Origin of the sequence: Pseudomonas lurida (genome assembly GCF_013522705.1) — a bacterium.
In the GTDB taxonomy this organism is placed as follows: Bacteria; Pseudomonadota; Gammaproteobacteria; order Pseudomonadales; family Pseudomonadaceae; genus Aquipseudomonas; species Aquipseudomonas quebecensis.
Genome location: NZ_JAAMRE010000001.1, coordinates 111,066 through 123,260, shown reverse-complemented (window position 1 = coordinate 123,260; position 12,195 = coordinate 111,066). Strand labels below are relative to the sequence as shown.

Here is a 12,195-nt window from a genome sequence, read left to right as displayed (position 1 = left end):
ACTCAAGTCCTGAAGACTGACACATGTGGTGAGCGGGCTTGCCCCGCGCCGGGCTGCGAAGCAGCCCCATTCACCATAAAAGCTCACGTTTTCAGGCTGTGTTTTTATCGAGGATGTGTAGATACCGATGCCCCGATGGCGCCTATCTTGGCCCGAGTTTCTTCAGTCATTTTGAGGGGGCCGTTCATCCGAAAAAACGGAATTCTGCTAAATACCTGTCAAATCTGACAGTAGTCGCGCTCCTGATCCAGGCGTTAGATAGATGCCTCAAGTACCTGGCCCTAAGGTCAACCTTGCTGGTCATTTAACGCAGGAAAGGAGTTTTATCATGGCTAAACCACCCACTCGAAAACGTCCATCTTCCGCACAAGCCGCTGGCGTTGCACCGACACCGCCATCAGCGGGGCCGGCTTCAACAAATTTGCCTTTGCCAATTATTCAGTTCGCGGCGAACGGCAACGTGCTGTACCCCATCGATGCAATTGCCGGCACGACAGCAACGCTGGCACTGCCAGCAGGGGCGACCCACGTCATGTTCTACATGGAAATCATGGGTCAGACAGAGCCAGTATTCGAGCCTGTCGCCGTAGCGGACGGTGTCAACGTCGTCGATATTTCGGCGCAAACGATCAGTTATTGCATTGGGCACACGGTACAGGTGCGGTATGAAGCCACCGTGGGTAGCCAAGTACAGAAATCTTTCAGGCTGGACTTGGAAGTCCAACAGATCAGGGAAGAAGACCTGCGCGAATCGTTGCCGGTATTTGCCCATGTGCAGTACATCCACAACGACTGGGTACTGGATATGGCCACCTTCAGCGGCGATGAGACCATTAAGGTCAACGCGTGGCCGATGATTCAGGCCGGGCAGCGGTTGTTTATCAACGTGGCCGGTGACCAGCACCTTCCACCCTTTGCATTTGCCTGGGCAGCCCGGGACCATGTAGTGACGGCGGCCGAGGCGATTGCCGGGCATGTCTTCGAGTTCAAGCTTTCACGGGCTTGGATGGCGCAGCGAGAGGACTATTCGTCCCTGACTGTCCACACGGCAGTGATCTTTGATGGCACGGCGCCCATGCCTGCGGTTCCGGTTGATCCGCACTTCGAGACACAGTTGCCCAAAAACGCCCTGGAATTTCACCCGCGCACGACCGCGCGCTTGTTGGTCGATACGGCGTTGCACTTACCCGAGCCTTTCCTGGTCGAGGCTGAGGGCCAGAGTTCGATTGACCCCCTGAAACTGCTGGAGGGGGCCACTGTCCGTGTCTGTTACGAGGATATGCGCGAGACGGACAGTATCTCCCTGTTCTGGGCGACCACGGACGGTGATTGGGCACCCATTGCGCCGCAGAACGGAGTGGAAGAAGGCTGCGTAGATTTCCACATACCGCCGTTGTACGTCGGTATGCGCCTGGATAATTTTGCGCTTTTTTCATACACCGTTACCCGCGATGGCGAGCCGTATACGTCACCTCTAGGTCAGGTCAGAATTAAGCTCCCGACCAATTTCCCCAGGCCTCAGTTCCTCCAGTCTCATGGCGATAACCTCGACCTTTCGCTGTTGTGCTGTAAAGACCCTGATCTTTATGTCGCCCCTTGGGTTTTTATTGGGACGACGCAACTTGTCTATGTAGCCGTTACTGGTACTTATGCCGATGGTTCCAATGCCAGGTGGACGTTCTTTCTCGACTCGCCAGTGACTGATGAAGATGTTCAGCAGGGTTGGAGCAGAGCACTGCCACGAGAGGAGTTGGCCAAGCTCAAGCATGGCAGCGAGTTGTATACGGTCTTTTATGTTGAGTTCCGCCCCCGTAAAGAGGGGCGGCCGGTCTACAGAATGTTTCCTCCGCTATCACTGAAGGTGCTTACCGAGCCTCACCTGACCCTGTCGGCGCCTGAATTGCGCGAAGCGGTAAACACGGGCGAGGCTTGGGTCGTCAACCCGGTGAACACGGTTGACGGAGCACATATGGTCGTGACGTATGAGGGCATGTGCTGCGGGGACACGGTGTGCCCGACATTCTCCGGCACCCCTGGGCCGGGCTCTCCGTTGCTGGAGTGTCGACAACCGGTCGAAGGTGAAAGCAGCCTGGTGTTTACGGTACCGCCATCGGCGATCAGCGCGAACTTTGAGCAAGACATTACGCTCACGTACCGCGTCAGTCGGTGCGACGGTAGTGCGTGGTTATCACCGCAGCGGACAGTCAAAGTGCTGGGTATCAGCAACCTGCCCGATCCGGTCGTCAGGGAGGCCACCAACGGTACGCTGAATCTCAATCATTTTACCGGTGACGCCAACGCCACCGTGGACCGCTGGCCCTACATTGCGTTGGGTCATCCGTGCTGGCTTTGGGTGACTGGGAAGCTGGAGGATGACACGCTCTATAGCTTTGAGGTGCTGGAAGGTGTGCCCGTGACGAGTAAGTGGCTAACCAATGGCGTCGATACGCCGTTGCCGCGCCTGGAGTTGGAAAAACTGGCGGGTTGCAGCGACCTTGAGGTGCATTTTGCCGTGAATTTCAATGGCCGGTCCGATAAGCACAGCGCGACGCGATTCCGGCGATTGGAACTGCACGTCATTCAGAAAGAATTGGATCTCAAGGCAGCTACCGTGCTTGAGGCCGATGGCTCAGACCTGACGATTTGGAACGGCCGCTTTGGTGTGACTGTACGAGTAGCCTATGCACGCATGAGTCGCCATCAAACGATCTCAGCGCGTTGGATCAACCCGAACGGCACGATCCTGCAGCTTGGCTCCAAGAGCGGAGACAGCGATCGTGGCTATGTCGAGTTCGCGGTTCCTCGTGAAGCGGTGATTCATAACGCTGGGAAAACAGTCCTTATCGACTACACCGTTGCCAGCCGCTGTCAATTTGCACCGTCCAAAACCTTTGAGTTGAAGATCAGCAGGCCGACGCGGTTGCCTATGCCGGTAGTGCCGCAGGCGACGCGTAACATTCTGGACTTGCGGACCTTTGGCGGGGATGCGGATATTACTGTTGAGCCTTGGTGGTTTATCTTGCCGGAGCAGAAAGTCTGGCTCAGAGGTGTGGGAACTCATGAAGACGGAAGCCCGTACACCCTGAATGTTTACCTGGGTAAGGCAGTGGCAGTTGACGAGGTAAGTGCGGGGCTGGCGGATATATTGCGGCGCGGCGAGCTAAATCTGTTGGAGGAAGGCAGCACTTTGACCTTCACGTGTAAGGTGACAACGGACGGAAGTTCCAGTGAGCGTGACGCGTTAGAGTTTCAATTATTGCGCTTGGAAGTTCGTATGGAGACGAGCGATTTCGATGATTTTGAAACTTACAATCTTATTGAAAGGACGAGAAATCCAATTTCGACTCGACTTGCGACGCTTGAGATGGTTGCACCGCTCGCTTCTTATCTAGGGCTTCATGTTGTCCGGGGCGCAGGGGAAACGGTGCCTGGGATGGTAGAAGGAAGGTCATACGCGATTTTTTGCTCTGGGGGAACTCCCCCACAGTTAGCACGTTTACGTTTGAAGACCCAAGCGTCCCGAGTTCGGTTTGGATATTCGAACATCGGCACCAGTATTGCCGAATTCACTTACTTCGATGCGCAGGGGCAACGGCTTGGCAGACGTGAGGTTTCTTCGGGAACGTGGGTAGATTTCAGGGCTCCTGGTAGCTCCAGAATCGCTTATGTCGATATACGAACGGTCGAGCATGGCTGCATAGACTCATTAACTGTCTATTACCGTTAGGGTTCTAACCCTGACAAAGCAGCCCAGTATTTTTGGGATGTTCGAACGAGCAAGGTGCGCCTGTTTTAGAGGGCGCACCTTGTTCATTCATAAGTGCTTCGTCAGTTCTATTTGACAATGGAAGATGGGTAGTTACTTTGCCCCCAGTATCTTCACCAACTTCTCCGCCGAAGGCGCCCCCTGTTGCTGCTGCAATCCGCCCTTGTCATCCAGATAGAAAATCGCCGGCGTCGCCGACAACTCCAGTTCATCCATCAACTTCATATTGGCGTCGAGCTTGGCTTCGATATCCGCCGGGATCTTGGCCAGCGCCTGCAACTTGCTGCCTTTGCCGGCGGCTTCGTGTTCTTCCAGGGCTTTTTGCGGGTCTTTGGCGGCAAACAGCGCGGCGGATTTGCCGGGGCTGTCTTCGCGGATGATGCCGACCATGATGTGGCGCAGTTGCACCTTGCCGGCCTTCACCCAAGGTCGCGCCTGTTCCCAGAACATGTTGCAGTAAGGGCAGTTGGGGTCGCTGAACAGGTAGACGATGCGCGGTGCCTTAACGTCGCCATCCTGGATCCAGCTGCTTTTTTCCATCTTGGCCCAGACTTCCTTGGCCATTGGCGCATACACCAGTTTTTCCAGGGGCGCGTTGCTCAGGTCGTTGCCCTGGGCATCGTAGAGGCTGCCGGCGATCACATGTTTGCCGTCGGCGGTCAGGTACAGCGCCATGCCGCGGTTCTGGTACTGCGCGGCATAGCCGGTGAGGCCGCTGGGAGCGTCGAATTTGCCGATGATTTTGGCGCCTTTGGCTTCGATCTGTTTGATCGGCGCGGGCCAGTCTTCGGCGTGCGCCAGGGTGGCCGCCAGCGTCAGCGGCAGCAGGGTCAGCAGGTGGCGGAGGCGGGGCATGTCGGTTTCCTTGTGGCGGCGGGGACGGTGTCGAAAGGTTCCAGGGCACGGGCCAGGCTGGCCTGGGACAACTCCCCCAGATGGCTGTTGATCAGGCGTCCGTCGGCGGTATAGAACAGCGTGGTCGGCAGGGCCATGGAGCCCACGGCCTGGCCCAGGCGGCCGCTGGCATCGAACAAGACGTTGTCCAGGGTCAGGCCCTGGGTGATGAGAAAGATACTGACGCTTTGCATACTCTCGGCCTGGTTGACGAACAGAAAGGTCACGTCGGGGCGCATGCGTTGGGCGCTTTCCAGTACCGGCATTTCACGGCGGCACGGCGGGCACCAGGTGGCCCACAGGTTGATCACCAGCGGGCCGCCCTGATAGTCGGCCAATTGCACCACGTCGCCATTGGCATTGCGCAAGGTGATGTCGGGCAGCCGCGTGCCTTTTTCATACACGTTCAACGACAGGCTGGTCATGCCCCAGAACAGCAGGCCGGTGATAACCCCGGCGCTCAGCGGTTTGCGCAGTGACGGGCGTCGCCAGCCGTAGAGCAGGGCGCCTAGGATCAGCACGATCACGCCCGGCCAGGCCAGGAAACCGCCGTCGCGCAGATCGATCATCTGCAGTGGGTCGTTACGGTAATAGCCCCAGTACGCCAGCACGAAACTGATGCGCGCGGCCAGCATCCCCAGCAGGAACAGGCTGAACAGCACCGACTCCGGGTTTTCACCGCCACGCTTGGCCACGCGCCAGCCCACCAATGTGGCGAGAATCAGCGCGCCGATCAGCAGGATGTGGTTCAGGGCGATGGCGAAGGTGCCGATGGTCAGGGTCAGCATCAGAGGGCGTCCCGGGCTTGGGTCCAGCGTTGCAGGAAGGTCATGGCATCGACCTCACCGGTAATGCGGTGGGCGCGGCGCTCGTGACCGTCCGGGCCGATCCACACAAAACTCGGCGGCCCTGGCACCTGATAGCGGCCCAGCAGTTCGCGGCTGGCGGCGTTGTCGGCAGTCACGTCAAGGCGCAGCAGGCGTACGTCCTTAAGCGCCGCGAGGACTTCGGGGCGGCCGAACACCTGTTTTTCCATGACCTTGCAGGCCACGCACCAGTCGGCGTAGTAATCCACCAGCACCCACTGGCCCTGGGCCTTGGCGCTGTCGAGTTGGGTTTGCAGCGCGGCCGGGTCGTTGAGCGTGAGGAACGCGTCGTGGGCCGTCGGCGCGCCGGCAATACCCGAGCCGCTGTAGACCTTCAACGGTTGCCACGGATCGTCGCTGCCACCGGCGGCGCCCACCAGCATCAACGCACCCCATAGGCCCAGCACCACGGAGCCGGCGCCGAACAGCATGGCCACCCGCCCGAAGTCCTGAGCCAGGCGCCAACCGCAATAAGCCATGGCAATCGCCAGGGCGCCCCACAGGCCGAGCCACAGGTTGTCATCCACCACGGGACGAATCATCAACACCGCAGTGCCCAGGAACAGGAAGCCGAAGACGCCCTTGAGCACGTTCATCCAGGTGCCCGGCTTGGGCAGGAAACGATTGCCCACGGTTACCAGCAGCAACAGCGGGATGCCGATGCCGATGCCCATGGCGAACAGGATCAGCCCGCCGTGCAGTGCATTGCCGCTCTGGGCGATATACAGCAGGGCGCCGGCCAGGGGCGCGGTCATGCACGGCCCGACCAGCAGGCCGGATAACGCGCCGAGCATCCCGGCGCCGAGCAGGCTGCCACCGCGCTGGCTGCGGCTGACGTTATCCAGGCGATCGCGCAAGGCCACCGGCAGTTGCAGCTCGAAGAACCCGAACATCGGCAGGGCCAGGATCACGAACAACGCTGCAAAGCTGCCGAGGATCCAAGGGGTTTGCAGCAGCGCCGCCAGGTTGGCGCCGAGCAGGGCGGCCAGCACGCCCAGGCCTGCATACACCAGCGCCATGCACACCACATAGCTGCCGGCCAGGGCCAGGCCGCGACGTGGGCTGGCGCCACTGCCGACCACCAGGCCGGCGAGGATCGGCAGCATCGGCAACGAGCACGGCGCGAACGCCAGCAGCAGGCCCAGCCCGAAGAACACCAGCAGGCTCCAACCCAGGCTGCGTTGTTGCAGGCCGCTGGCCAGGCTTTGATCCTGCGCCTGCGCAGTGGCGGCGACGGCCGGGTTGCCGCCCAGGTCCACGGTGATCGATTGCGGCGGGTAGCACAGGCCCGCGTCGGCGCAGCCCTGCCAGCCCAGCTTGACCCGGCCGGTGGTGCCCGCCGGCAGCTTGACTTCCAGGCCCTGGCGATACACTTGCTGCTCGCCGAAGAACTCGTCGCTATGGGCTTCACCCGGCGGCAGCGCGGGCTTTTCGGCGAGGCCGTCGAACTTCATGCGTTGCTGGTACAGGTAGTAACCGTCGGCAATCTGCCAATACAGCTGGGTCTCACCGCTTTCAAGCCGCTCGGAGGTAAAGGTGAATGCCTTGCCCACCGGCAGGAACTCGGGTTTGGTGTCGAAGGGGCTGCCCGGCGCGGCCTGGGCGAACCCGGCGAACAACACCAGCAGAAAGGTAAACAGATGCCGCATGGTCAAGCCTTAGTTCGATGCAAGTGAGGCCACAATGTGTGGCGTTGATTAACCGATGATTAACCGGGCGCTATTCTAGAGTGTAGGGATTATCTTGGGGCGGCCTCTTTTCGCGGCATAATCGGCGCTTAATCGGCTGTGTTTCTAATCGCCCCATCTTTCATGAAGGGTTCAGCATGCACGTACTGGTCTGCGAAGACGACGAACTGATCGCCAGCGGCATCGTGGCCGGCCTCACTGCCCAGGGCTTTACCGTCGAGCGCGTGGCCTCGGCCGCCGCCGCGCGCGCGATGCTCAAGGCCGCGACCTTCGACATCATGGTGCTCGACCTCGGCCTGCCCGACGAAGACGGTCTCAAGCTGCTGCAGCAACAACGCAGCCAGGGCCTGGAGATTCCGGTGCTGATCCTCACCGCCCGGGACTCGGTGACCAACCGTGTCGATGGCCTGCAGGCCGGCGCCGACGATTACCTGCTCAAGCCCTTCGACCTGCGCGAATTGGCCGCACGCCTGCAAACCCTGCTGCGCCGCGTGGCGGGCCGCAGCGTCAACCTGATCGAGCACGGCTGCCTGACGTACGACCCCAGCAGCCGTGAAACCTTCCTCAGCGGTCAGCCGGTGGACCTGTCCCGCCGTGAACAGGCGCTGTTGCAGGCCCTGCTGCACAACAAGGGCCGCGTGCTCTCCAGCGAGCAGCTCAAAGACAGCGTCTACGGTTTTAATGACGAGCTGGAAAGCAACGCTCTCAATGTGCATATCCACCACCTGCGGCGCAAGTTGGGCAACGGTATCGTCGAAACGGTGCGCGGTCTCGGTTACCGCCTGGGGCCGGCGGGCACGGCAAAGGACGCGTCTTGAAAAGCCTGCGTCTGCGCCTGACGTTCAAGTTGGGCGTCGCGTTTGTGTTGATCTGGGCTCTGGCGGCGGCCTGGATGCTCAATGACCTGCGCAACCAGATGATGTTTTCCCTCGACCAGCGCCTCGTGGCGTCTGCGCGCATGGTGGCCGGGCTGACCGAACAGATGCCGGGCCTGGCCAGTGTCAGCGGTGGTGCGCATTTCAGTGCCGAACAACTCAATGTGCCGGGCGGCATGGCCTGTCAGGTCAGTTCCCTGCGCGGGGAAGTCCTCGCGCGTAGCCATACCACCCCGGATGAGGGCTTGGAGTCGCGCAAGAGCGGCTTTCGCGACCAGGTCATCGATGGCGTGGGTTGGCGCAGCTTTACCTTGTCCCGTGGCGACCTGCTGATCACCACCGCCGACCGCCAGGTGGAGCGCGAGGCATTGAACCTGTCGATCCTGCTGGCAGCCTCGGTGCCGGTGGGCGTGGCGATGCTGGGGTGCCTGTGCCTGCTGTGGCTGGGCATCGGCCAAAGCCTGTTGCCGCTCAACCGCATGCGCGACGCGCTGATGCGGCGCAGCGCCGATTCCCTCGAACCGCTGCAGATCCACCCGCTGCCCAGCGAACTCAAACCGCTGCTCGACACCCAGAACCAACTGTTGCAGCGCATCGCCAAGACCATCGAGCGCGAACGCCGCCTCACCGGCGATGCGGCCCATGAGCTGCGCAGCCCGCTGACGGCGATCAAGACTCACCTGCAGGTGGCGCGCATGACCGACGGTGCCGCCCGCGACCAATCCCTGGCCCACGCCGAGGAGGGCGCCGACCGCCTGCATCGCACCTTGGAGCAATTGCTGCTGCTGGCGCGGGTGGAAGGCAGTCTTTCGTTTGACGATGGGCTGCAGTCCAGCGCCGAAGAAGTCGCGCGCCTGGCCATCCAGGACGCCAACGCCGGCGACAACGCGCGCATCGACCTGAGCCTGTCGGACAACCTCTGCGGCGCCCCGGTGGACATGCCGGTGGGCCTGGCGGTCGCCGCATTGCGCAACCTGCTGGACAACGCGTTGCGCCACACTCCGGCGCACACCCGCGTGGAATTGAACGTGTTCAACCACGCAGACAAGGTGGTGTTTCGCGTGCGCGACCATGGCAAGCAGATCTCCAGCGAAGACCTGCAATACCTCACTCAGCGCTTCTGGCGCAACGGCAGCAGCGAAGGCTGTGGCCTGGGCCTGGCGATCGTGCAGGCGATCGTGCAGCGCTGCGCCTGCTCGCTGACCTTCGACAGCCTCCCCGATGGCCTGCGCGTCGAGCTGAGCATGCCGCTGCGGCGCTGATCGCTTTTCTTTGAGAGCCAAATAGTTACCGCCCGCCTGGCGTCCGAACCTTCAGGATGGCGGTAATTTTTTTGCGTTTGAACGGGCCGAACGACTTGGCCTGTATTGAAAAGGACGGCTCTCATGTTGGTCATCGACACCAGTTATCCCGCCACCGGCTTCAACGGGCGCAATGGCGAGCCCGTGCGCCAGGTCATCGTGCATTACACCGCGGCGCCGTTTGCATCCTCCCTGCGCACGTTGACGCAGGATGGGGTGAGTGCGCATTACCTGCTGCCCGACCCCGATGATCCCGGCTATCGCGCCGTCGGCTATGAAGAATTGCGCGTGTTTCGCCTGGTGGACGAGACCCAGCGCGCCTGGCATGCCGGCGCGAGCCATTGGGACGCAGGGGACAACCTTAATAGCCGCTCGATCGGTATCGAGCTCGTCAACCTGGCGCGGGACGACGCGGGCGTATTCAGCTTTCCCGCCTACGCCGAGGAACAGATCGAAGTACTGATCGCGCTGCTGCACGATGTCCTGGGTCGCTATCCGCGGATTACGCCGACCGATATCCTCGGCCACTCCGACGTGGCCTACTGGCGCAAGAGCGATCCGGGGCCTCGGCTGCCCTGGGAGCGACTGCACAGGGCAGGTATCGGCGCCTGGTTCGATGAGCCGACGCGGGCCATGTACCAACGACGCTTCTGTGTCGGTCTGCCACCGGAAGTCGAAGTGGAGCGGGCCTTCCAGCGCTATGGGTACAAACCGGCGCAGAATCGCCAGGCGTTCGAACTGAGAACCCGTGCGTTGCAAATGCATTTCCGGCCAGGGGATTACCGCGGCGTGCTGGACGCCGAAACCTGCGCGATTCTGTATGCCTTGAATGAAAAATACCGCGGGCTCTGAAGCCCGGCGCAGGGCAAGCCTGCTCGCTACAAGAACCTCATTTTTTCAGGTTATGTTTTCACCGAAGATGGGTAGATGCCTAGGGTCATCAGGGGCATTCATCACTGCCGCCTAAATCCTCTTCTCGCTGGTGCGTTTCCAGAACAGGAAATCCGTGCGCATGCCCTTGGGCCAGACGCCAACGGATCGGCAGTTTGGTCACCATCATCCAGCGTATTGAGGGATCCAGAGATGTCAGTCGCTACCAGCCGTATCGAAGATACCCAGGTGCATGAAACGCTCTATCAGTTCGACGAAACCCCGCTGCTGGCGCGTCAACGTCAGCAGGAGTCCAACGCGCGCAGTTACCCACGGCGCATCCCCCTGGCGCTCAAACGCGCCAAGGGTATTTATGTGGAAGACGTGGAAGGTCGCCGCTTTATCGATTGCCTGGCCGGTGCGGGGACGCTGGCGCTGGGGCATAACCACCCGGTGGTGATCGAGGCAATCCGGCAGGTGCTGATCGATGAGCTGCCGCTGCACACCCTCGACCTGACTACGCCGGTGAAGGATCAATTCGTGCAGGACCTGTTCGGCCTGTTGCCGGCCGAACTGGCGCGCCAGGCCAAGATCCAGTTCTGCGGCCCCACCGGTACCGATGCGGTGGAAGCCGCGCTGAAACTGGTGCGCACCGCCACCGGACGCAGCACCGTGTTGTCGTTCCAGGGCGGTTACCACGGCATGAGCCAGGGCGCGTTAAGCCTGATGGGCAGCCTGGGCCCTAAGAAACCCCTGGGCGCCTTGCTTGCTCATGGCGTGCAGTTTCTGCCATACCCTTACGACTACCGTTGCCCGTTCGGCCTGGGCGGCGCGGAGGGGGTGCGGGTCAATCTGCATTACCTCGAGAACCTGCTCAACGATCCCGAAGCCGGCGTGTTGTTGCCGGCTGCGGTGATTGTGGAAGTCGTGCAGGGCGAGGGCGGCGTGATTCCGGCCGACCTCGACTGGCTGCGCGGTCTGCGGCGTATCACCGAACAGGCGGGCGTCGCGTTGATCGTCGACGAGATCCAGAGCGGCTTCGGTCGCACCGGCAAGATGTTTGCCTTTGAACACGCCGGCATCATTCCGGACGTGGTGGTGCTGTCCAAGGCCATCGGCGGCAGCCTGCCGCTGGCAGTGGTGGTGTATCGCGACTGGCTCGACACCTGGTTGCCGGGTGCTCATGCCGGGACCTTTCGCGGCAATCAGATGGCCATGGCGGCAGGCTCGGCGGTGATGCGCTACCTCAAGGCCCATGACCTGCCCGGCCACGCGGCAGCGATGGGCGAGCGCCTGGGCGAACACCTGCGCCTGCTGCAGCGTGAGTTCCCGCACCTGGGGGACATCCGTGGGCGCGGGCTGATGCTCGGCGTCGAGCTGGTGGACCCGCACGGCGCGCTCGATCACCAGGGCCACCCTCCGGTGCATCGCCAGTTGGCGCCGTTGGTGCAACGCGAATGCCTCAAGCGCGGGCTGATCCTGGAGCTGGGCGGTCGCCACGCCAGCGTGGTGCGCTTTCTGCCCCCGCTGGTGATCACCGCCGGCGAAATCGACCAGGTGGCCGAGATTTTCGGTCGCGCCCTCGCGGCAGCCGTCGCCAGCCTCTAATTTTTTGTAGGCGCGCTACGTTTCTACAGACATCGACGCTGTGCACGCTGCACAGCCAGCCCATGAACGACGGAGAACCGCAATGACCTCAGTATTTGACCGCGACGACATCCTGTTTCAGGTAGTGGTCAACCATGAAGAACAATATTCCATCTGGCCCGACTACAAGGCCGTGCCCGAAGGCTGGCGCACCGTGGGCAAGAGCGGCTTCAAGAAAGAATGCCTGGCCTACATCGAAGAAGTCTGGACCGACATGCGTCCCCTGAGCCTGCGCCAGAAGATGGACGGCGCGGCACTGGCCGGTTGATCTGCGCCGCTCCCGATCCT

The 12,195-nt window shown here is 61.4% G+C and carries 9 protein-coding genes; 6 read left to right on the top strand and 3 right to left on the bottom strand.

Annotated elements, in window-relative coordinates; translation table 11 throughout:
* The first annotated feature begins 328 nt into the window (after window positions 1–328).
* Entirely contained in the window at window positions 329–3,727 is a 3,399-nt protein-coding gene (locus G7025_RS00510) for a hypothetical protein (RefSeq protein ID WP_181075774.1), read from the top strand.
* 132 nt (window positions 3,728–3,859) lie between these two features.
* Here G7025_RS00510 and dsbG read toward each other — a convergent pair whose 3' ends face one another.
* The 3 genes from dsbG to dsbD are packed head-to-tail and all read right to left on the bottom strand — an operon-like array spanning window position 3,860 to window position 7,175.
* Window positions 3,860–4,621 (bottom strand): thiol:disulfide interchange protein DsbG, encoded by a 762-nt coding sequence (gene dsbG, locus G7025_RS00505; RefSeq protein WP_181075772.1) that lies wholly within the window; start codon window positions 4,619–4,621, stop codon window positions 3,860–3,862.
* A complete protein-coding gene (locus G7025_RS00500) occupies window positions 4,597–5,448 on the bottom strand; it encodes a TlpA disulfide reductase family protein (RefSeq protein ID WP_181075770.1) in 852 nt (283 codons plus the stop codon). The genes dsbG and G7025_RS00500 overlap by 25 nt, the downstream gene beginning before the upstream one ends.
* Window positions 5,448–7,175, bottom strand: coding sequence for a protein-disulfide reductase DsbD (gene dsbD, locus G7025_RS00495; RefSeq protein WP_181075768.1), 1,728 nt, complete (start codon window positions 7,173–7,175; stop codon window positions 5,448–5,450). Before dsbD ends, G7025_RS00500 begins: the two co-directional genes overlap by 1 nt.
* Window positions 7,176–7,351: 176 nt before the next feature.
* Here dsbD and G7025_RS00490 point away from each other — a divergent pair, with 176 nt between their 5' ends.
* The 5 genes from G7025_RS00490 to G7025_RS00470 all read left to right on the top strand — a co-directional run bounded on the left by G7025_RS00490 (window position 7,352) and on the right by G7025_RS00470 (window position 12,175).
* Window positions 7,352–8,032 (top strand): response regulator, encoded by a 681-nt coding sequence (locus G7025_RS00490; RefSeq protein WP_181075766.1) that lies wholly within the window; start codon window positions 7,352–7,354, stop codon window positions 8,030–8,032.
* Window positions 8,029–9,351: an ATP-binding protein gene (locus G7025_RS00485; protein ID WP_181075765.1), complete on the top strand. Its 1,323-nt coding sequence runs from the start codon at window positions 8,029–8,031 to the stop codon at window positions 9,349–9,351. Before G7025_RS00490 ends, G7025_RS00485 begins: the two co-directional genes overlap by 4 nt.
* 123 nt (window positions 9,352–9,474) lie before the next feature.
* The gene (locus G7025_RS00480) at window positions 9,475–10,242 is read left to right on the top strand and encodes an N-acetylmuramoyl-L-alanine amidase (RefSeq protein WP_181075763.1); all 768 of its coding nucleotides are present in this window, start codon (window positions 9,475–9,477) and stop codon (window positions 10,240–10,242) included.
* A gap of 231 nt (window positions 10,243–10,473) precedes the next feature.
* Window positions 10,474–11,868, top strand: coding sequence for an aspartate aminotransferase family protein (locus G7025_RS00475; protein ID WP_181075761.1), 1,395 nt, complete (start codon window positions 10,474–10,476; stop codon window positions 11,866–11,868).
* Between the two features lie 82 nt (window positions 11,869–11,950).
* Window positions 11,951–12,175 carry an MbtH family protein gene (locus G7025_RS00470; protein ID WP_181075759.1) on the top strand — a complete coding sequence of 75 codons (225 nt, stop codon included), beginning with the start codon at window positions 11,951–11,953 and terminating at the stop codon, window positions 12,173–12,175.
* Window positions 12,176–12,195 lie beyond the last annotated feature (20 nt).